The following is a 23,549-nucleotide window of genomic DNA, read 5'->3' as shown; positions in this document are numbered from 1 at the left end:
TGGGGCTTTGGCGGCTGTTATTTTGGCACAGTAGCGCCCTATTTATTGAGAGTAAAAGTGGGATGATTCAATGTAAAAACAGACGGCTAAAAGTGCTCAAAAAGTATGTTTTAGCAAAGCAATGATCACACGTAACAGAGAAAACCCAACCTGTGTCATTCTGTTTTGATTTATTGTGCTAATCGTAATTGTTGAACAATTTAACCAGCCTAAATCTGTCAAGACTGAGCAAACATGTTAATATAATGGCACATTTTCACCACTTCTAAACGATTCTTTGACCACTGACCCACTTATTATTAGATAAATATGACAGCTGGTGTGTGGTGACAGAATAAATAAAACAAGAGAGATAAAATTATGTCAGACCTTATTGTTAATACTACCGACACAAACTTTGACCAAGACGTTCTAGAATCAGATCTTCCTGTATTGGTAGATTTTTGGGCAACTTGGTGTGGTCCTTGTAAAGCGATTGCGCCTATTTTAGAAGATTTAGCGACTGAGTACCAAGGTAAAGTTAAGATCGTTAAAGTTGACGTGGATAACAACCCACAAGCAGCGAGCCGTTTTGGTATCCGCAACATCCCAACTTTATTTGTCTTCAAAGACGGCGAAAAAGTAGATTCAGTGATGGGTCTACAGCCAAAAGCTGAATTGGCCAAAGTATTGGACAAGCATTTATAAGTTGAATGTTCTCATTTCAAAGTTTTTTGAATCAATGAGCTAAAGCGATAAAGAAAGCCATTATCTGATAACGATAATGGCTTTTTGCTTGTTTTTTGTGCAAAAAACTTGATTATACGAATTTTTTGGCAAAATTTATTGACAACGCTATTGTGAAGACCGTATAGTCTGCTGACAAGAGAAAACCATCTGTTTTCCTAGTATCTTGTCGCTATTCTCCTCGTGTTTATCAACAAAAACACAATCGTCATTATAAACACCATTGCTAAACGAAATGACTAAACGCAATGACTGATATTGAGTTTTTGACGCAGACTCTTATGTAGCCTTTTTTATTCCTAATTCTTATGACCTTGCATCTAGCGATAGCAATGCGTCTATAAGCAGACATGCAATACCAACACTACATAAGCCATTGCGCTGTACAAATACCTTCTATCATCATATTACTGTCGTTTTACTCACTGTCGTGACTTGTGCTGCTAATGGCATCTCTCATCTGATCAATTGCTAATGACCTATCTATGAATCTAACTGAATTAAAGAAAAAATCAATCTCTGAGCTGTTGGCTATTGCCAAGGAAATGGGTCTTGATAACATGGCGCGTAGCCGTAAACAAGACATTATCTTTGCTATCTTAAAAACCCATGCCCGCAACGGTGAAGCCATCTATGGTGACGGTGTGCTTGAGGTGCTCCCTGATGGTTTTGGCTTTTTACGCTCATCAGAAGGCTCTTATCTAGCAGGTCCTGATGACATCTATGTCAGCCCTAGTCAAATTCGCCGCTTCAGCTTAAAAACGGGCGACAGTATCGCTGGTACGATTCGCCCACCAAAAGATTCTGAGCGTTATTTTGCGTTACTAAAAGTTGGTGAAATCAACTTTGATACGCCAGATCGCTCACGTCATAAGCTGATTTTTGAGAACCTAACACCGCTATTCCCTACTGAGCAGCTAAAGCTTGAGCTTGGTAATGGTACTACCGAAGATCTGACAGGGCGTATCATTGATTTGATCGCACCAATTGGTAAAGGTCAGCGCTCTATTATTGTCGCACCGCCAAAAGCGGGTAAAACGATGTTATTGCAATCTATTGCTCAGTCCATCACTCGCAATAATCCTGAATGCTACTTAATCGTCCTGTTGATTGATGAGCGTCCAGAGGAAGTCACCGAGATGGAGCGTACCGTGCGCGGTGAAGTCGTTGCCTCTACCTTTGATGAGCCACCTCAGCGTCACGTACAAGTGGCTGAGATGGTCATCGAAAAAGCCAAACGTCTGGTCGAGCATAAGCAAGATGTGGTGATTTTATTAGACTCGATCACTCGTCTGGCACGTGCCTATAACACCGTTATACCATCATCAGGCAAAGTATTGACCGGTGGTTTGGATGCCAATGCGCTTGAGCGTCCAAAGCGTTTCTTTGGCGCTGCGCGTAATGTCGAAGAAGGTGGCAGTTTGACGATTATTGCCAGTGCGCTGATTGATACTGGTAGTAAGATGGACAGCGTGATTTTTGAGGAATTCAAAGGGACGGGCAACCAAGAAATCACCCTTGAGCGCGACTTGGCCGAAAAACGTGTCTTCCCTGCAATCAATATCAAAAAATCAGGCACACGCCGCGAAGAGCGCTTGTTGGACGAAGATAAACTACGTAAAGTCTGGATTTTACGTAAACTGCTGCAGCCGATGGATGGCGTCCAAGCTACTGAATTCTTGTTAGATCGTCTCAAAGAAGCGAAAACCAATGACGAGTTCTTTGAGCAAATGAAACGCAAATCACAGAACTAATTTACGCATATTTTTTCCAAGCATGCCATTGTTTGCTTGATATAAAGACTGCCGTTCGGTGGTCTTTTTTATTTCCGATTGCCAAAATACTCGCCTACCTATTTTTGCGCTAAGTACCTCATATAAGCAAGTACCCGTTTTATGATACAGTGCGGCAACATCAATTACATGTCGTTTGCAAAGTTTAGCGTTTTTACTACGACTAACTATCTACTAACCCACTATTATGGCAGACAGTAGGAATACATTTGAAAATATCATGGACATTGTTTTTTTAAAGGTATTATATTTCAAACTTGACGAATAAATAGGTGATAATGTGAAATTTGCTAAGACGATCGCAATGACAGCAATTACGAGCTCAGCACTCATCATGACTGGTTGTAATTCATATGGTGGTATGAGCAATACCGCTAAAGGCGCAACAGCAGGTGCCGCAGCTGGCGCACTTATCAGAAGTAAAGGCGACAGCAAAGACATCGCTCGTGGTGCATTGGCTGGTGCAGCTATTGGCGGCGCTGGTGGTTACATTCTTGATAACAACTAAAAACTTCTACACTGATATTTCTTAATAATGCGTTGAGTCATATCAGATAGAAGATAATAAAAAAGCCTGCAATTGATTGCAGGCTTTTTTATGTCAAATTTTTGCGTGGTTATTGTTGTACTGATAACCCATAGGCGGAGTTGCAAAAAATAATCTTACTTTTAAAGCGCACCACTAAAGGTATCGCAAGATTGTACATTACCGCTCTCTAAGCCCCGCGTGAACCACTCAACACGCTGCTGGCTAGTACCATGCGTAAAGTTATCAGGCGCAACCGCTCTACCACTCGCCTGTGCCAATCGATCATCACCGATTTGACCAGCCGCATTGATGGCTTCATCAATATCACCCGCTTCTAAAAACTGTACACGCTCTTGGTTACGCTGCGCCCAAACGCCAGCAAAGCAATCTGCCTGCAGCTCTTGTAACACTGACAACTTATTGGATTGTGCTTGGGTCACTTGCCGACGGGCTTCATTGACCTGCTGACTAATACCTAGTAGCGTCTGAACATGATGACCCACCTCATGTGCGATAACATAAGCCTGCGCAAAATCCCCCGCTTTACCTTGGTTTTCCTGAGTCCCAGAGCCTTGCTGATCCCCTGCGATACCCAGATTTTGACGCATCTCCACAAAAAATGATGTGTCTAAATAGACCGTTTGATCGCCTGGGCAATAAAAAGGCCCTGTCGCCGCGCTGGCACTACCGCAAGCCGAATTTACTTGACCATTGAACAGAATTAGCGAGGGCTCTTTATAAGTACTACCCGCTTCGTTAAATATCTGATGCCAGACCTCTTCAGTATCCGCCAGCACAACTTTGACAAACTGGGTATCTCGATCGTCACTTATCGCAGGTTCGCTGGAAGTTCCATTACTACCACCACCAGCGATTACCTGACCTGTTTGCAGCGCAGTCATAGGATTTACCCCAAATACCAACCATAAAATGCCTGCGATGATAATACCGCCAATACCACCACCTATCATTTTGCCGCCGCCCGTACTAGAGCGAACATTAGAACTGCCTCGTCTGCCTTGCCATTTCATAGTTTATTCCTCAAATATACGAGATATAATCACTCGTATTGTTCATTATTCATGTTGTACAGTATGCCGCTCAATACGTTGATTTGATTTTTGGTTTGCTCACTCACAAGCAATTTTTCTTAATATAAATAGCGCTAATTATCATGGCTTATTTGTCCCATATTTACTTGTCCCATATTAATGGCGTACTTGTGCCTCATTAGACGAGACAATCGGCTCTAATTTTACTTAACTAAACACCATACATACGTTAAATTACAACCAAAAGTAGGACTGCATATTGTGCCGTAACAGTCTGATGTCATTGATTATACGTCGATTAATCAGGTTTGTTGTATTAAAAATACTATCGAACAGATGAAGTAAAATATTATTTTAAATATTATTGTTACTTAATTGTACAACCCTATTTCCATTTTCATATAAAACATATAGAATGCGTGGAAGCTGAGTAGCTGTAACTAAGACTAATTGAATTCTGAGAAACCTCGGAATTCGTCCTTTGTTGCTGCTACTGCTCATTTCATTTTTCCGGAGAAAACCTTATGAAACTTAAATTACTTGCTCTAGCTGGTATCATGACTGCAACTATGGGCCTAACTGCCTGTGACAGCAACAAAGAAAACGCTGCTGAAGATCTATCTGACGCGCAAGAAGAAGTGCAAGACGCACAAGAAGAGCTAGCTGAAGGCGCTGCTGACGGTGAAGCTATCCCTGCTGATGCTGACGCTGCTGTTGCTGACGCTGAAGCTGACATCGCTGACGCTCAAGTGGCAACTGCTACTGACGAAATGGACGCTGAAGTTCCTGTAGACGGCACTACTACTAGCGTTGACGTAGCTAGCGAAACTGATACTGCTACTGCTGATACTGCTGCTGTTGACGCTTCTGACGAAGTTGTTGTTGAAGAGCCAGCTCAGTAATTTATTGTTCATACAATAAATAAACGGTAATAAAAAAAAGAGAGCCTATGCTCTCTTTTTTTATGCCTGCAATTTATGATAGCTAGTTACCTATAACCATACTTGGTATTTATTGGCTATACAAGATACATGTAGCGTAAGATATAGAGAATCATAATCGCAGTCATGTGCAAACATATATCAATAGTTTTACAAGGCTATAGCGAAAACAAGCAAGCTGTCATACTCAATAACACACTAAGTATCAAATAAACGCTCATCAACTTTCTGACGAAACTTTTGTCCTGTCTTGAAAGTCACCACGCGGCGCGCGGATACGGCGACAGGCTCTCCTGTTTTAGGGTTACGGCCTGGACGGCTGTTTTTGTCTTTAAGCTCAAAGTTGCCAAAGCCTGAAAGCTTGACCTCTTTGCCATCAATCAAACTATCTGACAGCTCATCAAAAAAGTTCTCCACCAGACAGCGACCTTCTTGGCGTGTCAGATTTAGATGACTCATTAAGTGCTCAATTATGTCAGATTTGGTTAAGGTGCTCACAGTACGACTCCTATGCTATGTCGTGATGTCGAATATCATGGTTTAGCGGTATGAGGGTTAAGTCTAATTATTATAAAGGTTTTTTGAGTAGTTTTTAATAAACTATACATTAAAATCCTTTATTAATAATGACTTAACTTGTTTTACAAGTAAAAGGGTTATAAATAATAGTTTTTACGAATAGCAATGCTCCATAGCCTCATAACTGAAGAGGCTATAGGGCATTGGGTCTTTTAAAGACTAAATATTAGCTGTCACGTAACTGGACTGCGTGTTGATCCGTTAATGCCTGTACAACCTTATCAGTGGCAGTTTTTACAGCTTCATCTGATAGGGTTTGTGTAGCATCTTGCCATACAAGTGCAAACGCCAATGAGCGCTGACCAGTCGGTACTTTATCGCCTTGATACACATCAAATAGCCACAGATCAGTCAACAAATCACCTGCCGCAGCTCGTACCGTTGACTCTAAAGTCTGCAAACTGATATCACTGTCTACTAAAATAGCAATATCACGGCGCACTTGTGGGAACTTGCTAGGCGTCGTAATCGAATGCTGCTCACGAGCAATCGTCAATAGCGGTGCCAGTGACAATTGGGCAACCCATGTCGTTGGCAGATCCAACTGCTTAGCAGTATTTGGATGTAGCTGACCCAACCAACCAACATAGATATCATCGATATATAACTCAGCGCTTTGTCCTGGATGCAGGAAGCTCAGCGCACTACGCTCATAGCGAATACGGGCGCTATCGATCTGCGCTGGTAATAACTGTTCAATATCATGTTTGAGATCATAAAAATCTAAGACGCGGTTTTGATAAGCCTGCTCACTCCATACATCACCCACTGCGACCAATGCAATGCTTGGGGTTTGCACCAAATCACTGATACTTTGTCCAACAAAGCTAAGACCCGTCTCAAAGAAACGTACGCGTGGCTGCTGACGATTCAAGTTATATTGCACGCAAGGCAGTAAACTTGACAGCAAGGTACGACGCATGACCGCCAAATCACTAGAGATAGGGTTTGCCAGTGCCAACACCTCTCCTAGCGCTTCATCATCAAGCAATGCTTCTAATTTTGCATCACTAAAGCTAAAGCTGATGGCTTCCATATAACCGTTATCGACCAGTGCTAGCTTCATCCCATGAGTCAAATCTGCAGTATCGTCATAATCCATGCTGACTTGCAAATATGGCAATACGCTTGGAATATTGTCATAGCCATAGATACGGGCAATTTCTTCGATGAGGTCTTCCTTGATACTCATATCAAAACGGTAAGACGGCGGCTTACAAATCAATGCGTCGTTTTGCTGCTCTACCTCAAAACCTAATTGAGTTAAGATACGTACCATCTCTGATGGCTCGATATCAATACCAATAACATCACGTACTTTCGCGATTGGCAATGTAATCGGTTCGCGTGCTGGCAGATGCTCAAGGTTTTCGGCCGTGACTATTTGACCTGCTTCGCCGCCCGTGATGCTTGTGATCAAGTCACAAGCTCGTGCCAAGGCAAGTTCCGGCAATTCAAAATCGACCCCACGCTCAAAACGCTGTGATGCATCGGTATGCAATCCAAAACGGCGTGCGCGCGCAGCGATAGCCAGTTGATTAAAGAAAGCGCTTTCTACCACGATATTGGTCGTACTATCGGTGACACTGCTACGCTGACCACCCATAATGCCAGCCAGTGCCAAGGCACCTTTGTCATCAGCAATCACAAGCTCATCACCGGTTAGCGTAACCGTTTGCTCGTTGAGCAAAGTAATGGTTTCATCAGGCTGTGCCAAACGCACAACGATATCACCTTCGATGGTATCGGCATCAAAAGCGTGTAGCGGTTGCCCCAATTCCATCAACACATAATTGGTCACATCGACCAAGAAGTTGTGTGAACGTAGTCCTGACTGTACCAATGCATCTTGCATCCATTTTGGAGTATCGATGCTACGATCAATATTGCTAATCGATTGCAACAGATAGCGAGGGCACGCCTCTACCGCATCAACAGTTACAGCGGGCGTTGCACCATTATCAGAAGCGACTACATAGTCAGGAATCTCTGGCAACTGTACAGGCAAGTCATTGATGACTGAAATCTCGCGAGCGATACCGCGAACGCTAAAGCAATCACCACGGTTTGGGGTGATAGAGATATCTAATATCTGATTATCTAGACCTAAATACTCACGGATATCGGTACCAACTGGTGCATCTTCAGGCAACTCAAGCAGTCCATCTATATCATCTACCAAGTCAATTTCAGAGGCGCCGCATAGCATGCCGTTTGAGGCAACACCGCGTAGCTTGCTTTTCTTAATCTTAAAACCTTTTGCGTCATCGCTTGGTAGTATCGCACCAACGGTAGCAACCGGTGCTTTCATACCGACGGTCACATTAGGTGCGCCGCAGACAATTTGCAGCGGCTCAGCGTCGCCAATATTTACCTGCGTGACACGCAGTTTGTCTGCATCTGGATGCTGCTCAACGCTGATAACTTCACCGATGACCACACCGCTAAATGCACGGGCAACTGCGTAACGGTCATCAATCTCAAGCCCTGCCATCGTCAGCTGTTCAGCCAACTGTTCGCTGGTATTTTGGGGATTTACCCATTGACGTAGCCACTGTTCGCTAATTTTCATAAATATCTCGGATCAGAATTTTATAATAAAGATGTTGGAGTAAAGCTTGGCAAATTAACTTGTTGTATTAACAAGGAGCACTTTTATATCAACAAAAGCACGTTAGCCAAATTGCTTTAAGAAGCGCACGTCATTTTGGAAAAACAAACGTAAGTCATCAATACCGTAATACAACATCGCAAAGCGCTCGATACCCATCCCAAATGCAAAGCCTGTGTATTTGTCGCTATCAATACCGCAATTGGTCAATACTTGTGGATGTACCATACCGCAGCCCATCACTTCAAGCCATTTGCCGTTATCATCTAAGATATCTACTTCTGCAGACGGCTCAGTGAATGGGAAAAATGAAGGACGGAAACGTACGGTCAGCTCTTTGGCAAAAAATGCTTCTAGAAACTCACTAATCAGACCTTTTAGCTCAGCAAAAGTGCTCGACTCTGTGACCATAAGGCCTTCTAACTGATGGAACATCGGTGAATGGGTTTGGTCTGAGTCGTTACGATAAACACGGCCTGGGCAGATAATACGAATCGGCGGATCGTTCTTTTCCATGGTACGAATCTGCACTGGGCTGGTATGCGTACGCAGTAGATAATGCGCATCGAAATAGAATGTATCATGCATCGCGCGTGCAGGATGGTGCGACGGGATATTCAACGCTTCAAAGTTATAGTAATCGCTCTCAACTTCAGGGCCGGTGGCAACATTGAAGCCCGCTTGAATAAAGTACTGCTGCATACGCTGAGTAATCATCGTTACTGGATGCAGATGACCTTTTTGACCACCGCGAGCAGGAAGAGTAATATCAATGCTCTCTGCTTCTAGCTTGGCGTTGAGCGCGGCGACTTCTAACTGCTGCTGTTGATCGCTCAGCGCTTGCTGAATGCGGCTACGCACCTCGTGCAACCAGCCACCGTAGGTTTTTTTATCATCAGCATCGAGTTTGCCCATCTGCTTTGACCAGCCCGTCAATGGGCTTTTTTTGCCAGTCAATTGCACACGCAAGTCTTGCAAGGTACGCGCATCAGTTACTTGTAGAATCAAAGCTTCAGCAGCACTCGCAAAGTCGGTAAGCTGAGCTTCATTGAGCTCGTTTAGCTCTGAAGACAAGGTCGGTAGCGCCGACAAGTCGTTGGTAGCAGCAGGGTTAGTCATAAGACGCATTATTCCTGATTTGAACGGACTATTAATTGTAGGGGTTTGACCAAATATTGCAAACCATTTATCCCGTTATCTTCATAAAGATAAGTGGTCTAAAAGGCTTGAATATTTAGACAGATAAAGAGCAGGTGCTGGTATCCACTCAGACTAAGTAAATACACCATAATTTAAAATAAAAAAAGCCACCGACCAGCGGTAGCTTTTATTAATATCGTACTATTAATCAATATTAGTTCTATTCGTTTAGACGCTTACTTAGATAAATTTTATATCTACTTAATCTCTAAAGAGTAGTTAATATTTATGCTAGTTCCGCTTTTGCTTTTTCGACCAATGCTGTGAAAGTCGCTGCATCATGCATAGCGATGTCTGCTAGAACGCGACGATCGATTGCGATGTTTGCTTTTTTCAAGCCATTGATAAAGCGGCTATAGCTTAAGCCGTTTAAGCGTGCACCAGCATTGATACGTGCAATCCAAAGACGACGGAAAGTACGTTTTTTGTTGCGACGGTCACGATAAGCATATTGACCAGCTTTGGTCACTGCCTGTACCGCTACGCGGTAAACACGTGAACGGGCACCGTAGTAGCCTTTTGCGCGTTTTAAGATTTTTTTGTGACGGCGATTTGCCTGTACACCACGTTTTACACGGGCCATAATTTACTCCAAGATTTTGTAATCACTGTTAAGCGAGTGATGATGCTGTCAAATAACAAACATCATTGTCAGATTGCAAAGTCAACTATCATTTCATCAGATAGTTTTCAATCAAAGATAGATGACAGTAGGCTATTAGATGTATGGGCACATACGACGAATGGCTGCTTCGTCAGATTTATGTACCAACTTAAGACCACGCAACTGGCGAATACGCTTAGGTGATTTCTTGGTCAAAATATGGCTTTTGAATGCTTGTTTACGTTTAAAGCCGTTTGCTGTTTTTTTGAAGCGTTTAGCGGCACCGCTTCTGGTTTTCATCTTAACTTTCATGATGATTTGCCTCTTTTTCTGTTTTAGAACCTGGTCGTCAAATAGTCATACCGAATAATCGCTATATAAATAACCACTAAACCTCTATTTGCCTCGAGGTGGGAGGCGGTATTTTAGCAGATAGTGCCTTGTTTTGCCAAGTAAAGTTTTGGCTAACCTTTACTTGGCAATAAAGACCGTTAGCCAGCATGAGTAGCGCTACAGCGCAGCTCTTAAAAACCTCATAAAAATGGTCAATTTTCATCCAAATAGATTGAATGTCAGCTGAAGCTGTGCTTAAGTAGATACTTAAGTTACATCATAATATGAGTGTCATGAAAGCACACTCATTTATTAAGTGTATACAGCCTTTTATTTGTTCATCATTATTATGATTCTGCCAACCTATCGCATGATAAGTAGCATAATTGTTTGCCACCACTTTAGGAGATAGTGTGTCAAAGCAAGAGTTGGTATTTGAGGATTATTTATTTGTTTTTGAGACAGTGATGCGCGTGCGTCATACCGAAATCGACTTGGGACAGCATGTGACCATCGAATCTCTGACTGCCCTTCTGTCCGAAGCGCGACTAAGGTTTCTACACGCTAAAGGTATTAAAGAAATCAATTCAGATAACCAGGGCTTAATTATTGATACATTGCAGTTGGTTATTTTGAGTCGTATACGAGTATGCGAAGAGCTTTTGTTTGAAGTCGGTGTTGAGCCAATATATGATAATGGCGGTAGCATCGTGATAAAGATCACACGTATGCACACAGGTGAAGTGGTCGCCAAAGCAAGACAACATTTTAGGAATTATGATTTTAATCTCAATAAAGTGATTAAGCTCGATAACACGACCAAAGAGGCTCTATATCCTCATTTATTTAGGCTGTAAAATAGCGAGTCAATATCACCTTTCTCATTTTAATGCTCGCGCAGCTTTCATATGACATCATATTTCAGAGCATTTTAGACAATCTCCTCGCTCCAATCATAAGTAGTATAATTACTTATTGATATTTTTACTCTCTAACTATAAGACGACACATACATTATGACTCTACCTGCTTGGCTGACTGCCGTAACTTTTAATGCTGATGGTTTGATTCCTGCAATTGCTCAAGATCACAAGTCAGGCCGTATTTTGATGATGGCTTGGATGAATGCAGACGCATTACAGCTCACCGTACAAACGCAGACCGCGGTTTATTTTTCGCGTTCGCGTGGCAAATTGTGGCACAAAGGCGAATCATCAGGTCATACGCAAACCGTCCACGATATTCGTCTAGACTGTGACGCAGACGTGATTGTGCTAAGCGTGACTCAAGCGGGCGGTATTGCTTGTCATACAGGCCGTGAGTCTTGTTTTTATCAGCGTTTAGATCTATCAGGCCAAACACCTGAATGGCAGACAGTCGATAAAGTATTGAAAGACCCTGCGGATATTTATCATTCTGATAAATCTGCTAGCACCAATGCTGAAAACGAAAATGCTAGCGCGACCATCGACTCTAATAACACTCAAGCGCAAGTCGATAAAGGCTCTGTGCTACAACAGCTCGATCAGGTATTGGCAGAGCGCAAACAAGCCGATGCCGACAGCTCTTATGTCGCCAGCCTATACGCCAAAGGCTTGAATAAAATATTAGAAAAAGTCGGTGAAGAGAGTACAGAGAGCATCATTGCTGCCAAAGATTTTGCTCACTGTGATGAAAATAAAGACAAAGCTGCTTTTGAGGCGGCGCGCCACGAGCTGATCTATGAAGTGGCAGATGTCTGGTTCCATACTTTAGTCGGACTGGCATGGTTTGACATAGAGTCAGACGCTGTACTAAATGAGCTAGGTAGACGGTTTGGCTTATCAGGTATCGACGAAAAAGCGGCTAGATAGTTATTAAGATACAAAAAAAAGCATCGACCCTGTTTGATTATTGTTGATTTCACCTATTTGTAATAACTGCAGGTTATAATATAGCTCTGTTTTATCTCGAATTATATGTGATGCTTTTTTTGATACATAACTTTTTTATCAATTCAAAGCAGGCTTTATCAACACAAAGCAGACATATGAAGACTGAAAACTAAGTCACAAAACCAGGTCACAAGGATACCATTATGGGTAGTTTTTCTATTACGCATTGGCTGATACTATTGGTCGTCGTCGTTGTCGTATTTGGCACTGCAAAACTAAAAAACGCGGGCAAAGATTTGGGCGGTGCGGTTAAAGGCTTTAAAGAAGCGGTCAAAGATGAAAATACAGAGCATGCCAAAAAACGCGTGGTGCTTGACCATGATGGCACGGCCCATACCGACGAGCGCCCAGCAACCACTAAGGTTGATGACAAGCATAATGTATAGCATCTAGACAGTGATAGCGGACCATTATGTTTGATATCGGGTTTTCTGAACTACTTCTCTTTGGCGTAATCGCCCTAATCGTCTTGGGCCCAGAAAAACTGCCACAGGCAGCGCGTACGGCTGGGCAATGGTATGCCAAAATTCGCCGCACCGTCTCCACATTACAGTCTGAAATAGAGGCCGAGCTAGACTTGGCTGAGACACGCCAACAAATGCAAAAAGAGCTGGCCAAAATTCGTCAAACCGAAGCCGATATGAGGCGTGAGATGGCGGAGATGCGCGGCAATATGAAGGCTTTTGAAAGCTCACAAAACCATTCTCTAAAAGCATCAAATGAAGCGGTAGCGAGTGATAGAAATAACAAAGCTGACGACACAAAAAATCATCAGCAATCAGCCATACCAAAAGCATTCGACTACTCTTATGCAACTGACGAGCCACAAGATACTTTAGAGAAAGGTCAGTTATCAAAGCACGGTAACAGCAACGATGATAGTGATATGGCCGCGCCCGTTACTCAAATCCTTAATACCCGACCGTGGGAAAATATGTGGTTCCGTTTGGGTGCTTACGATAAAGCTCGTCGCCTCCCAATGCCACCTTATCTACCGAACTATAAAGCCGATACCTTACTAAATAGCTCGGTAAGTACGCAGACTTCTGATAATAAGCAGGGGACTGACTGATGCAACTACTCAAACGCAAAAAAAGCCGCCAAGAAAAACTCACTGATTCAGATATTCCTGCTTTAAATGGCATTAATCAAGACGGTAAAGCAACAACTGATAGCACTCAAAATGAATCATCAGAGGATGTTTTAAGCGCATTGGGCGATATGCCTATCACTGAGCATTTGATTGAACTACGCCGCCATCTAATCAAAATGTGCGTGGCTGTTTTGATCATATTTTTGGGGTTGGTCGGTTACTCACGTGAGCTGTATAACTTTTTATCGGATCCATTGGTGGCACAGTTGCCTGCCAATTCGACTATGATTGCCACAGATATCACCTCGAACTTTATGGCACCGATACGTTTGACGGTCTTCGTTGCTGCCTTTTTGGCGATGCCTTATATTCTTTATCAGATATGGTCATTTGTTGCGCCAGGTTTATATAAAAAAGAAAAGAGAATCGCTATCCCAGTGCTGCTGTCTTCTATATTTTTGTTTTATGCAGGTGTGGCGTTTTCTTATTTTATTGTGCTCAAAGGGGTCTTAAAGTTTTTTATTCTATTTGCCCCGCAAAACGTACTACCGATGACCGATATCGACAGTTATCTGAGTTTTGCTTTAAAGCTATTTATGGTGTTTGGCTTGACCTTTGAGATTCCAGTTGTGACCTTGCTATTGATATTGGCAGGGATTGTCTCCATTCAGAGTCTAGAGGAAAAGCGTCGTTATATCATTGTGGGCTGTTTTGCTGTGGCTGCCGTGGTCACGCCACCTGACGGGGTATCCATGCTGATGCTAGCAATCCCGATGTGGTTACTGTTTGAGCTTGGGTTATTTTTGGCAAAAATCTTGATCAAAGAAGAACCTAGTACTGACCTGATATCAACAATCAAAGAATAAAGCATTTACCCGTCTGACTTATCTTGTTTTCTTCTTGCCCCACGCGTAAGCTTAGTGCTTATTGTCACGATTGAGTACCACCATCTATGAGCCATTGTTTATCCAGTGGCTTTTTTTGCCCCTTGTGTTTTTAATCACTTCTTGTATTTAGGTAGCTTTATTATGTCCGCATCGATGCCAGCTTATATGAGCGATCCCACTGATGAGCAGCTCGCCGCGCTGAATATGGCGATGGACCAAAAATCATTTAAAGTGGTGGCGTACGCAGGCGCTGGTAAGACCACAACGCTCAAGCTAATCGGTGAGCGTTTGCGAGGTCGCGGACTGTATCTGGCCTTTAACAAAGCGATTGCCAATGATGCTCGTTCAAAGTTTCCACCACATGTCGAGTGCCGTACTTTTCACTCATTAGCTTATCGTCATGTTGCTCGTGATATTACCGCCAAGCTGTCTTTGCCGCGCTTTTCACCTAAGCGCCTCGGTGATGATTTGGGCTTGCAACCTGTGCAAGTGCGTCGGCAAATGGATGGGGTTAATAAATACATTACGCTGACACCAGCACGGTTGTCTCGATTCGTCAGTGACGCAGTAAGTAATTTTTGTAGTACACATGCCAGCTACCCTGCGCCAAGGCACATACTGTTTCCAAGCTGGCTCGATGATTCAGACGCCGAGCAATTACGCGAGATGCTCTACCCTGCCGTTGAACAGCGCTGGCTACAGTCGATCGATGCGCGTCATCCTGCGGGCATCGGGCATGATATTTATCTCAAGCTGTGGGCATTGTCCAAGCCGAGCATCCCTGCGGACTTTATTTTATTTGATGAGGCGCAAGATGCTGATCCATTGATGATGGGTATCTTGACCCAGCAGTCGAGACAAGTTATCTATGTGGGCGACGCGCACCAGCAGATTTATGAATGGCGCGGCGCTGTGAATGCAATGAAAAAGCTGCCGCTACCGCAGACATTATTGACACAGTCTTTTCGCTTTGGTGAGCCGATTGCAGAAGTGGCAAATACTCTATTAAAAGCACTACAAGAAGACGTGCCGCTAAAAGGCAATCCAAACAAACAGTCTTCTACTGATAAAGGTATGGTACACAGTAAAAAAGACGCCATTTTATGCCGTACCAATGCTGCGGCGATGTCGCAATTACTCACAGGGTTAAAGCACGGGCACCGTGTAGCGCTACAAGCAGATACTGATCGCATGCTCAAATTCTGCCAGGCAGCTGAAAACTTAAAAAATGGTAAATCGGCTTATGGTGTACCCGAGCTCGCTTATTTTTATAATTGGGGCGATGTACAAGAGTACGCTGAAACCAATGAAGGCAGTGATCTTAAAACACTGGTCAAACTGGTCGATGATCACGGCACTAATGTACTAAGCCAAGCGGTCAATAGTCTCACCAGTATCGAAAATGCGGATTATGTCATCTCTACCGCGCATAAGGCCAAAGGGCTTGAGTGGGGCAAAGTACAACTAGATGATGATTTTTACTACGATGTGACGACCAATGCGGTCAAGATAAGTCCAGAAGAGCTGCGCTTGCTTTATGTCGCTTGTACGCGGGCGCAGAGTAATCTAGATATTCATAATATTAAAGACTTGATATCAGGATTGCAGACAGGGAAAAAAGTGATTTTTGGCAATACTTAACCACTTTTTTGGTTGCCAACCTAACGCCTCAATCCACTTCACATTATAACGACCTTTTAACAGTGCATCACAAGTATGAATAATATTCAGCAACACCAAGCACATCAAAATACCATGCATCAGTTATTTGCCAATCCCGTCCGCCTTCTCGCCCCCATGGAAGGTTTGACCGATCCTTTAATGCGCCAAATTTTAACGCAAATTGCAGCAGACTTAGGTCGTCCCTATGATTGGTCAGTCAGTGAATTTATTCGTATCACCCAGCATGTCTTGCCAGCCCATGTGTTTTATAAATACGCACCAGAGTTACATCACAATGCCAAAACGGCTTCTGGCACGCCCATTCATGTGCAGCTTTTGGGTAGCGACGCGCAGCTGATGGCAGAAAACGCTGCTTATGCTTGCGAGCTTGGCGCGCCTGCGATTGATATCAACTTTGGCTGTCCTGCCAAGACAGTTAATAGCCATCGCGGCGGCTCGGTGCTACTTGATGAACCCGAAACCATGTATCAGATTATCAGCGCGGTACGTAAAGCGGTACCCGCGCATATTCCTGTGTCTGCCAAGATTCGCTTGGGCTATACCGACACCTCACGGATGGATGACATTCGCGGCGCAATTGCTGCAAGTGGCGCGGATTGGTTGACCATCCATGCACGCACCAAAACCCAAGGTTATAAGCCGCCTGCTTATTGGGACAAAATCCAAAGTTTTAATGCACTTGATATTCCTGTGATTGCCAATGGCGAGATATGGAGCGCAGCGCAAGCAAATGACTGTATGACTCAGGCAGGCACGTCACATCTCATGTTAGGTCGCGGCGCAGTCACACGACCTGATTTGGTTGCGCAAGTCGATAACCATACTGAAAATCATGATGACAGCGGAAAAAACACGGCAACCTTGCTATGGCAAGATTTGATCGCCCATCAAGTTAAGTTTTTGGAAGGCGCAGCAAAGAACGATGTGGTATTGGTTGGGCGTTATAAACAGTGGCTGGGTATGCTCACCAAAGGCTATGCTGAGGCACAAACAGTGTGGGAAAGTATCAAGCGAGAGAAAAACAAAGCGGTGATTATCAATGCACTACAAGCAAGCGTACAATAATAATCACCTGATCATATGTGGTCTACTTAGTAAATATAGACGGGTAACGCTATACACTCACTCGTATTGCCAGATAAAACAGCATCAGACAACATGCCATGGATAGCACCCAGAGAATAGAGCGAAACGTCGATAAGTTGGTGATATAAGCGGTGCAATAACCAATCCGAATGATCACATATAGCCAAGCCAATACGTTGATAATCGATTGTGGCACAAAGAACAGCATAGCCACCAGCACTGCCGCCAAAAACACTGGCAGAGTTTCATAGCTATTTTGCTGCGCAGCATTGGCACGTGCCGCCATTCCAGTTGTGTGCTGAAAAAAATCGCGAGGATGTGCATTATTTATGACCCTAAAGCCGCCAGATACTTTTGCAATTATTGATACAGCCCAAGGCAATAAGCTCGCTACCACCATCGCCAAAATGGCAGACGCAACTTTATCAGAAACCAAGTCAAAAAATGCACTGATCATTATATAAGTCCTTAGCCTGCAATCACTTCGAAATCATGGGTAATATTGACCCCACCTGCGACCAGCATGCGACTGGCTGAGCAGTATTTTTCTGCGGATAAATGAATGGCCTTTTCGACCTGTTTGTCTTTAATGTCTTGACCAGTGACCACAAAATGCAGATGAATATCGGTATAAACAGCTGGTACAGTTTCGGCGCGCTTGGCGGTCAGCTCACAGCGTACATCCGTGACATCTTGACGCGACTTTTGGAGGATTGACACCACATCGTAGCTGGCACAACCACCCAGCCCTAGTAAGACTAGCTCCATTGGGCTTGAGCCTTTTTCTTTGTCCGCATCGATTTGTACATTGTGCCCTGACGGTGACACGCCCATGAACGCTTTGTTCTCTTGCCATGTGACGCTTGCTTTTGATTCTGACATTGTAAATGTTCCTTACTGTAATTGGCATAAGCCTATTTTTATTGTTTGAAATATATGCAGCTTGGCTAGTGTAGCATAAGCCAAAGCAAGATTTTATAAAGCCATTGTTTGGCTATGGTGTCGTGAGAAAACAATTTCTTGGTTTTACTCTCTTCTTCAATAAATGATTTGAGCACTATGAAGCTATCGTTACTCGCATCGATATTTATCAAATTTTTATTTGAAAAACCTACAAAAGTCTGTTTATAAATAATTGATTTTAAAAGGTAAAACTCGTGAAACATTTTATAGCAAAATACTGTTACACATTCTGCTTGTTTCTTGGTTTAATAACGGTAATGAATCTTGTTTTTAGCTGATATTGATAACCATCACCTTATAATAATTATGATTGCTATCGCAGTATCAGATGAAAACAGGCTATTTTTAAACAAATTAAAAAGGTTTAGTCATGATAGATGCAGACGGCTTTCGCGCCAATGTCGGCATCATCTTGGCAAATACACAAGGGCAGGTTCTGTGGGCAAAACGTATTGGTCACAACGCTTGGCAATTTCCGCAGGGTGGTATCGACCGCGGGGAGACGCCGATGGATGCAATGTATCGCGAGCTCTGGGAAGAGGTCGGTTTACACCCGCGTCATGTGGAGCTACTGGCAGTCACTCAAGACTGGCTGCGCTATCGTCTGCCAAAACGTTACGTACGCCATGGCCAGCACCCCTTATGTATTGGGCAAAAACAAAAATGGTTTTTGCTACGCTTAGATGAGCCAAATACCCAACATATCCGCTTTGATGAAGGGAAACCTGAATTTGACCATTGGCAATGGGTCAGCTACTGGTATCCACTCGGACAAGTGATTCACTTCAAACGAGGCGTGTATCGTCGCGCCCTACAAGAGCTGGTACGTGAGCTACCCTTAAAGCAAGAGCTGATCTTGCCTGAGCAAAGCAATCATTTGATCCAGTCTTAATCAGTAAAACGTACTTTTATTGTTTGTCATATTACAAAAAGCCTGTATCCAGTGATGCAGGCTTTTTTGTGTGAATGTTTTTAATAATGATGTATAGGTTCTCGTGAAATCAGTAGAAGTTATCACTGACATTGAATAATAAGTTTTTACTCACTAGCCACTGAATGCGGATACTCTCGACTGACAATGTGAGCGGTGATCTCTGAGCCTTTTCCCTTCTCTTGCCTCAAAGTTAAAATGCTTTGTGTCCGTGTTCCATAAGTAGGCTTGCTGGTGTCAGTATTGCCAAAGCTCACAGGCTCAATATAAACAGAGGATAGGGTCTGCTCAAGCTCAGTGCTCATCCCGGTATCTGGCAACTGATCATCCGGTGCCTTGGTATTATCTGACAACACATTGAATGCAGCTGCTTGCCAGTAGCTAGCCGCGCTGTCCTCGGCAATTAGCGGTAGCACTTCTTGGCGCAAACGTCCACGCAACCGCTCGGTCTTAAACCAGCTATCCTCTGGCTGACCGTTTGAAATCACATGCAATCCTGTATGCAGTGGCGTAGGTGCATGACCACGATTATTAACAATGACTGCTTGCCTAGCGTCACCAATAATCAGATTGAAACCCGCATAAGCTTGTAATTCAATCTGCCGTGCAAACGCCATCGGACTGAGCGTACCGGTCAAAAAACGCGTGACCAATTCACCACGAGAACGCTCATTAATACCTGCCTGCACGCCATCACGAAAGTTCAATACGGCGGCCCAGCGTCCATTTTGTTCATAATATTCCGAACTTTGCGTTTGTAACGCTTGCTGATGGATACCCAACCACGTACCGCCACTTTGCTTATCACGCCCTGCATAGATATCCTGATCGGCCCATTGGTGCAGAGGCTCCGTCGGACGCTGCAAAAACTCATCGCGATTGGACAAGAGTACTAATGGCAGCTCGTCAAACAACTGCCAAGCAATGGCGACAATACACATAGTATTCCTTTGATAAACGTTTATGGGGCGCGAGATTTTTGGTAAAAATAAACATCATCGCTTAAAACTGATTTGCTGAGTAAGTATCATTTATCGATCACCAGTCAATATCTTATTGGCAGGGTAACTGATTTGGGAGGTTGAGCGTATCACTTGTGACTGTTTACTCGGCACGTTAAACTCCCACGCTACCATGCCTTGATTGTCATTCCAATTACGCTCGGTGACAGGCGGCGTGTGGGTGACGGCGACTTTGAGACTGTCATCACGGCTGATAGGCTCGCTCCCCAACACTTGCAGGCGCACAGGGCGGTTATGCTGATTGGTAAATTCATAGGCTTGGGTGGTTGTTAAGGTTTGGGTGCGGTTGAGCACGCCTTTTTCCCCTTGCTTGTCTTCATTGGTCAGTTCTTTGACTATCATGCCAGGATCACGACCAAAACCAATCCCCTGCTCTTTTAGCATTTGATAGTTATAGCGCGATTGTCCAACATAGTTGTCATCACGGTACAGCTGTAGTGAGCCATCTACCCACTCTGGCGTCAGGAACGGCGCTGATGCGTACCAATAGGCGGCCGTCTCAACGCTCGGGGTACTACGAACCCACAGCTTACTGCTGCCAGACTGCTCGCCAATGACAGTACGTACTCGCCTGCCACCACTGGGTATACTCACTCGCTGCGGCAAGCGATAGTCAATAATACCGTTTTTATTTTGGCTACTGACCGTAAAGTTCGGCAGTGGTGCCATATTTGGTGCTCTAGAATCGTCGCTATAACCTTCTCTGGCAGATACTACGACAGGCGTGTTATCCGACATAGGTATTGCATACTCAACATTTTGGTTTTCTTCATAAAGTGATAGGCGCGGCACATGAGGTAGTCGTCCTGTCGCGCGCTGGTTGGGGTTGGCTGTACTGAGAGTGACAGGAACGTTGGTCCAATTCTCGCCCGTTTGTTGGGCGATAATCGCAGAAGCGGTGATATTTAGGTGCTCGCTATTGGTGTTGAGACGCGCCTGATACGTAGGCTCCCAGCCTGCGCCTTGTACTTGATAATGCAATTTAATGCTACTTGGCGCGCGACTGGCAGTGCGTACACTCACTTGGGTCACATTACTCGCCGTTGACGTGACACTGCTTGCCATCATCTGATTCAGTGTATCTTGGGCGCTTGCTTGTCGCCGCTCCATCTCAATAATACTTTGGTTAATACGGGACGCCTGCGCCTCTATATCGCGTGCGTTACTAGCAATCGTACTCGCCGTGTTGACTTGCGTGGCCTTAGTCAAATTTTGCAAATAGGCTTTTGCTAAGCGCGCCGCTTCTAATTCCGCATTAATACTAGCTAAAGTATTTTGCTGTGTTTGTACCTCGGCATCGCCTTGATATTGGCACTGGATTGCTTGCTCTCCTGTTAACTCTTCAATGCTGATTTCACCAATATTGACACCACCTATTGCCTGCACGCTGAGACTGTCTTTATCCATATAAGGTGATAGGCACGAAAATACCACGGTTTGCTCACCGCTACCAGTAATGGGCAATGAGCGTGTCACACTCGCCAGCCCTTGATAGACAGTCACTTGCTCGATACTACTCGTTGCCGCTTGGGCGACGGGTAAGCCTAATACCGTACTGCCACCAAGCACAAGTGGCAAAACCATAAGGCGCGATCGTTGCGAGCGCCGTGATGAGGTGCGAGCATGAGCCGTTAGGCCAGACCACTGTGTTCGGTATGCGTTCATATATCTTTCCTTGGGGGTGTGATTAATCATGGCGTCAGCGTAATCTGTTCATGAGATACGTATGTGAAATAATGTCTATTCTATAGGCATTACCGTAGCCGTTTTGCCAGTCTTTGGCAATAAATGCTTTTGTTCGTTGTGCTATTTTGATAATAACGGCTCTTTTTTTGCTACCAGTCTGTCAATTGCACCAATTTTTTATCTCCTTCCCCGTTATGGTGCGCTCTATTAACAATCGTGCACTAAATTAACGAAAATCATAGAAAATATTTAATTATTGCTCAAATATTATACGATTATTGGCATTTTTGACTTGGCACGGAACTTGAACGCTTAATAACTGTTCAGGAGCCATACTTTATCTTTTGTGTCTATTTAGGAGATGTCCATGTTTTCGTTACCCACTTTAGCCAATCCTCAGTTTGTTAATGCTCACCTACATGGCAAAATCAAATCACGTTTTTCATTATTAGCGATTGCCGTCGTTGGTAGCCTGAGTCTAGCTGGCTGTCAAAAGCCTGCCGAAACTGCGACATCGACAGAGACAACAACCGAAACCACGACAGAAACAACAACCACTCCTGCCGCTGATGGCGACACGATCAAAGTAGGCATCTTGCACTCGCTATCTGGCACCATGGCCATTTCTGAAACTTCCCTAAAAGATACCGCACTGATGACCATTGACGAAATCAATGCCAATGGCGGTGTGCTCGGTAAGCAGCTAGAGCCTGTCGTTGTTGACCCTGCCTCTGACTGGCCCTTGTTTGCCGAAAAAGCGCGTCAGCTGCTTACTCAAGACAAAGTCGATGTGATTTTTGGTGGTTGGACCTCGGTCTCGCGCAAGTCTGTCTTGCCCGTGGTTGAAGAGCTGAACGGCTTGATGTTTTATCCCGTGCAGTATGAAGGACAAGAGCAATCAGAAAACATCTTTTATACTGGCGCGGCGCCCAACCAGCAGGCCATTCCAGCAGTTGAGTATTTGATGAGTGAAGAAGGCGGCGGTGCAGAGCGCTTTGTATTATTGGGTACCGATTACGTCTATCCACGAACTACCAACCAGATTCTAAAGGCATTTTTGAAATCAAAAGGCGTGGCTGATGAAGACATCATGGAAGAGTACACGCCATTTGGTTTTAGCAACTATCAAACCATCGTCTCGAATATTAAGAAATTCTCAACGGGCAAAAAGACGGCGGTGATCTCTACCATCAATGGCGACTCAAACGTGCCATTCTATCGTGAGCTTGCCAACCAAGGCATCAAAGCCTCGGATATTCCCGTCATGGCATTCTCAGTTGGCGAAGAGGAGCTGCGCGGTATCGATACCAGCTTGCTACAAGGACACTTGGCGGCATGGAATTACTTTATGTCGATCAAAAATCCCGTCAATAACGATTTTACCAAACGCTATAAGCAGTACGCCTTGGACAAAAACCTACCGAATGCCGACAAGGTTGTGACCAACGATCCTATGGAAGCCACTTATGTGGGTATCAATATGTGGAAACAGGCAGTGGAAGATGCTGGCACCACCGATGTTGATAAAGTCCGTATTAGTATGGCGGGACAAACCTTTGATGCGCCTTCTGGCTACACCCTCAAGATGGATGAAGAAAACCATCACTTATGGAAGCCTGTCATGATTGGTCAAATTCGCGCCGATGGTCAGTTTGATACGATTTTTAAAACGCCAGAGGTCATCCGAGCGCAGCCATGGAGCGAGTATATCCCGAAATAAATGGCTCTCTCAATAAATAGGTGCTGAAAAGCGCATGGTGGTAGCAAGTATGAATAGTCGACCAATAGACTATATCAATGAACGAGCCACCGCCTACTCGCTATCTTGAAGTTCAGCACTTATTCTCAAAATTTTAAGTACCTCCAAACCTTATCACGGCTTCTATGACTTACTGC

General features: G+C 44.1%; 23 protein-coding genes. 13 read left to right on the top strand and 10 right to left on the bottom strand.

The genetic code is table 11. From position 1 onward, the window contains the following. Nucleotides 1-360: 360 nt before the first annotated feature. From trxA to GYK50_RS01215, 3 genes are all read left to right on the top strand, one after another. A complete protein-coding gene (gene trxA / locus GYK50_RS01225) occupies nt 361-687 on the top strand; it encodes a thioredoxin (RefSeq protein WP_058023544.1) in 327 nt (108 codons plus the stop codon). A gap of 524 nt (nt 688-1,211) precedes the next feature. After that, nucleotides 1,212-2,480: a transcription termination factor Rho gene (gene rho / locus GYK50_RS01220; protein ID WP_058023543.1), complete on the top strand. Its 1,269-nt coding sequence runs from the start codon at nt 1,212-1,214 to the stop codon at nt 2,478-2,480. 343 nt (nt 2,481-2,823) lie between these two features. Further along, nucleotides 2,824-3,027, top strand: coding sequence for a glycine zipper 2TM domain-containing protein (locus GYK50_RS01215; RefSeq protein ID WP_227517137.1), 204 nt, complete (start codon nt 2,824-2,826; stop codon nt 3,025-3,027). A 161-nt stretch (nt 3,028-3,188) separates the two neighbouring features. On the opposite strand, the gene ypfJ is transcribed toward GYK50_RS01215, so the two are convergent. Then, nucleotides 3,189-4,079 (bottom strand): KPN_02809 family neutral zinc metallopeptidase, encoded by an 891-nt coding sequence (gene ypfJ, locus GYK50_RS01210; protein ID WP_071002832.1) that lies wholly within the window; start codon nt 4,077-4,079, stop codon nt 3,189-3,191. Between the two features lie 545 nt (nt 4,080-4,624). Here ypfJ and GYK50_RS01205 point away from each other — a divergent pair. Further along, nucleotides 4,625-5,002, top strand: coding sequence for a hypothetical protein (locus GYK50_RS01205; protein ID WP_075106425.1), 378 nt, complete (start codon nt 4,625-4,627; stop codon nt 5,000-5,002). Nucleotides 5,003-5,239: 237 nt separating this feature from the next. On the opposite strand, the gene GYK50_RS01200 is transcribed toward GYK50_RS01205, so the two are convergent. The 5 genes from GYK50_RS01200 to rpmI all read right to left on the bottom strand — a co-directional run bounded on the left by GYK50_RS01200 (nt 5,240) and on the right by rpmI (nt 10,347). Further along, nucleotides 5,240-5,539: an integration host factor subunit alpha gene (locus tag GYK50_RS01200; RefSeq protein WP_186474946.1), complete on the bottom strand. Its 300-nt coding sequence runs from the start codon at nt 5,537-5,539 to the stop codon at nt 5,240-5,242. A gap of 247 nt (nt 5,540-5,786) precedes the next feature. Further along, nucleotides 5,787-8,192 (bottom strand): phenylalanine--tRNA ligase subunit beta, encoded by a 2,406-nt coding sequence (gene pheT, locus GYK50_RS01195; protein WP_186474947.1) that lies wholly within the window; start codon nt 8,190-8,192, stop codon nt 5,787-5,789. 102 nt (nt 8,193-8,294) lie between these two features. Further along, nucleotides 8,295-9,350: a phenylalanine--tRNA ligase subunit alpha gene (gene pheS, locus GYK50_RS01190; protein ID WP_093071232.1), complete on the bottom strand. Its 1,056-nt coding sequence runs from the start codon at nt 9,348-9,350 to the stop codon at nt 8,295-8,297. Between the two features lie 307 nt (nt 9,351-9,657). Continuing rightward, a complete protein-coding gene (rplT, locus tag GYK50_RS01185) occupies nt 9,658-10,014 on the bottom strand; it encodes a 50S ribosomal protein L20 (protein ID WP_071002829.1) in 357 nt (118 codons plus the stop codon). Between the two features lie 135 nt (nt 10,015-10,149). After that, complete coding sequence (rpmI, locus tag GYK50_RS01180) at nt 10,150-10,347, bottom strand: 50S ribosomal protein L35 (protein WP_058023536.1); 198 nt, start codon at nt 10,345-10,347, stop codon at nt 10,150-10,152. A gap of 434 nt (nt 10,348-10,781) precedes the next feature. Here rpmI and GYK50_RS01175 point away from each other — a divergent pair, with 434 nt between their 5' ends. From GYK50_RS01175 to GYK50_RS01145, 7 genes are all read left to right on the top strand, one after another. Beyond that, nucleotides 10,782-11,225 (top strand): thioesterase family protein, encoded by a 444-nt coding sequence (locus tag GYK50_RS01175; RefSeq protein WP_093071233.1) that lies wholly within the window; start codon nt 10,782-10,784, stop codon nt 11,223-11,225. A gap of 159 nt (nt 11,226-11,384) precedes the next feature. After that, entirely contained in the window at nt 11,385-12,221 is an 837-nt protein-coding gene (gene hisIE, locus GYK50_RS01170) for a bifunctional phosphoribosyl-AMP cyclohydrolase/phosphoribosyl-ATP diphosphatase HisIE (RefSeq protein WP_093071234.1), read from the top strand. 224 nt (nt 12,222-12,445) lie between these two features. After that, on the top strand, nt 12,446-12,688 hold the full coding sequence (gene tatA / locus GYK50_RS01165) for a Sec-independent protein translocase subunit TatA (protein ID WP_075106429.1): 243 nt from the start codon (nt 12,446-12,448) through the stop codon (nt 12,686-12,688). A 26-nt stretch (nt 12,689-12,714) separates the two neighbouring features. Continuing rightward, the gene (tatB, locus tag GYK50_RS01160; RefSeq protein ID WP_093071235.1) at nt 12,715-13,374 is read left to right on the top strand and encodes a Sec-independent protein translocase protein TatB; all 660 of its coding nucleotides are present in this window, start codon (nt 12,715-12,717) and stop codon (nt 13,372-13,374) included. Then, a complete protein-coding gene (gene tatC / locus GYK50_RS01155) occupies nt 13,374-14,261 on the top strand; it encodes a twin-arginine translocase subunit TatC (protein ID WP_093071236.1) in 888 nt (295 codons plus the stop codon). Before tatB ends, tatC begins: the two co-directional genes overlap by 1 nt. A gap of 162 nt (nt 14,262-14,423) precedes the next feature. Further along, a complete protein-coding gene (locus GYK50_RS01150) occupies nt 14,424-15,923 on the top strand; it encodes a UvrD-helicase domain-containing protein (RefSeq protein WP_212564097.1) in 1,500 nt (499 codons plus the stop codon). Nucleotides 15,924-15,998: 75 nt separating this feature from the next. After that, nucleotides 15,999-17,030, top strand: coding sequence for a tRNA dihydrouridine synthase (locus GYK50_RS01145; RefSeq protein ID WP_212564096.1), 1,032 nt, complete (start codon nt 15,999-16,001; stop codon nt 17,028-17,030). A 49-nt stretch (nt 17,031-17,079) separates the two neighbouring features. On the opposite strand, the gene GYK50_RS01140 is transcribed toward GYK50_RS01145, so the two are convergent. Together GYK50_RS01140 and GYK50_RS01135 are read right to left on the bottom strand one after the other, a co-directional pair. Then, entirely contained in the window at nt 17,080-17,508 is a 429-nt protein-coding gene (locus GYK50_RS01140) for an MAPEG family protein (RefSeq protein ID WP_379542902.1), read from the bottom strand. An 11-nt stretch (nt 17,509-17,519) separates the two neighbouring features. Continuing rightward, nucleotides 17,520-17,933 (bottom strand): OsmC family protein, encoded by a 414-nt coding sequence (locus GYK50_RS01135; RefSeq protein ID WP_058023529.1) that lies wholly within the window; start codon nt 17,931-17,933, stop codon nt 17,520-17,522. Nucleotides 17,934-18,384: 451 nt separating this feature from the next. On the opposite strand from GYK50_RS01135, the gene GYK50_RS01130 reads away from it, so the two are divergent. Continuing rightward, entirely contained in the window at nt 18,385-18,906 is a 522-nt protein-coding gene (locus GYK50_RS01130) for an RNA pyrophosphohydrolase (RefSeq protein WP_212564095.1), read from the top strand. A gap of 146 nt (nt 18,907-19,052) precedes the next feature. On the opposite strand, the gene GYK50_RS01125 is transcribed toward GYK50_RS01130, so the two are convergent. Continuing rightward, a complete protein-coding gene (locus GYK50_RS01125; RefSeq protein ID WP_212564094.1) occupies nt 19,053-19,886 on the bottom strand; it encodes an NRDE family protein in 834 nt (277 codons plus the stop codon). 90 nt (nt 19,887-19,976) lie between these two features. Next, entirely contained in the window at nt 19,977-21,632 is a 1,656-nt protein-coding gene (locus GYK50_RS01120) for a mucoidy inhibitor MuiA family protein (RefSeq protein ID WP_212564093.1), read from the bottom strand. A 388-nt stretch (nt 21,633-22,020) separates the two neighbouring features. On the opposite strand from GYK50_RS01120, the gene urtA reads away from it, so the two are divergent. Beyond that, nucleotides 22,021-23,373 (top strand): urea ABC transporter substrate-binding protein, encoded by a 1,353-nt coding sequence (gene urtA / locus GYK50_RS01115; protein ID WP_071002821.1) that lies wholly within the window; start codon nt 22,021-22,023, stop codon nt 23,371-23,373. The last annotated feature ends 176 nt before the right edge of the window (nt 23,374-23,549 follow it).

Source organism: Psychrobacter pacificensis (assembly GCF_018336615.1).
GTDB lineage: Bacteria > Pseudomonadota > Gammaproteobacteria > Pseudomonadales > Moraxellaceae > Psychrobacter > Psychrobacter pacificensis.
This window is presented reverse-complemented; position numbering and strand designations above follow the sequence as displayed.